This is a genomic window from Flavobacterium sp. FPG59 (genome assembly GCF_002150205.1).
Taxonomy (GTDB): Bacteria; Bacteroidota; Bacteroidia; order Flavobacteriales; family Flavobacteriaceae; genus Flavobacterium.
Genome location: NZ_MTCA01000378.1, coordinates 1 through 1,323, shown reverse-complemented (window position 1 = coordinate 1,323; position 1,323 = coordinate 1). Strand labels below are relative to the sequence as shown.

Annotated in this window: 2 protein-coding genes; one reads left to right on the top strand and one right to left on the bottom strand. The window is 33.0% G+C overall.

Annotated elements, in window-relative coordinates; genetic code table 11:
- Positions 1-122: 122 nt before the first annotated feature.
- Positions 123-377 (top strand): hypothetical protein, encoded by a 255-nt coding sequence (locus FPG59_RS16125; protein ID WP_086455537.1) that lies wholly within the window; start codon positions 123-125, stop codon positions 375-377.
- 73 nt (positions 378-450) lie between these two features.
- Here FPG59_RS16125 and FPG59_RS16120 read toward each other — a convergent pair.
- On the bottom strand, positions 451-1,323 hold an 873-nt coding region (locus FPG59_RS16120), incomplete at its 5' end, for a M57 family metalloprotease (RefSeq protein WP_254906731.1).

Genomic DNA, 1,323 nt, shown 5'->3' with positions numbered 1-1,323 from the left:
TTATTTGCAAAAAAATAAACAACACTTTTCATATTTAATTTTTCTTTGCTTTTGAATAAATAAACAAATATCGAAAAGCAAAAAACTGCAAATAAATTGTATCATTATTAATTTTCAGTATTATGGACATCGTAAAATTTAAAATCACGCCAAAAACAATAAAAGTAGAAGTCCGAAACTCTAATAACTATGTTTTCGATTTTAACAATTCGGTTTCAATTGCTAAAGAAGACAAAGACGTTCTCTTAAAGTTATACAATGCTCTTGACTTGCTATTCAAAAAAGAAATCACACCTGAAATAAAAAATTATATTGCACCCAATCAAACAAATATTTTAGACCAAATAAAAGAGGTTGGCGGGCTGAACGAAGATTAAAATATAACAAAAAGGCTGTTTCACATTATGGAAACAGCCTTTTTTTATTTTGTAAAGTGTTCAACGAAAATTATTAGTATAAGAAATTTAAAGCAGTAACATCATTACTATTAAATGCTCCTGTATCACTTCCACTAAAGCAAGCTCTCATTAATGAGGTAGCATCGTAACCTGTTGGTGTTCCTGGAATATGTACAGCTCCCACGCCAGCAGTTCCTTCATTTGTGTTTTGTCCACAGCTTTGACGGCTAAACCAGTCAGTGTGACGCAAACCAATACAGTGTCCAATTTCGTGAGCAGCAACATGTGAATTAACTGCTGATGAATACGTATCCATTCCAGAATACAAAGTCACAGAGTTAAACGGATTTCCTCCTGTAGGGAATCCAGCTACTCCTCCTGCACCACCAGAAGCTCTTCTCACTACGATATTAGCACCTGTTGTGTTTGAACTAAAAGTTAATGTAAAAGTAAGTGTTAAACCTAAATTGTTATATCTATTTACAGCAGCTTGTAATCCAGAACGCATGTTAGCACTTAGTGCAGAAGCACCCGTTCCTGACAAACCTACTATTCTAATAGTTCTAGGTCCTGAAACAAGGTTATTAGTACGATACTGCTCAGTTGTTATACCACCGTGCAAGTCCATTTTATTTAATTGATCTTTAGTCATAACAATATCGCCTTCTATTAAGAAAGCATCTTCTGTTGTTCCATTTGGATTAGTATGCTTCACCACTTGAACGTCTTTATTATTAAAAGACAAAGCACTAATTTTAGCTAGAATTTCAGGAGTTATTTTGTTAGCCTCAGGTTTTGTTTGATTGGTTTCATCATCTTTACTACAAGATACAAATGCCATAACTGCGCATGACATTACTAAAATTGATTTAATTTTTTTCATTGTTTTGGTTATATTTGGGTTAATTAATGAATTGTATATGTG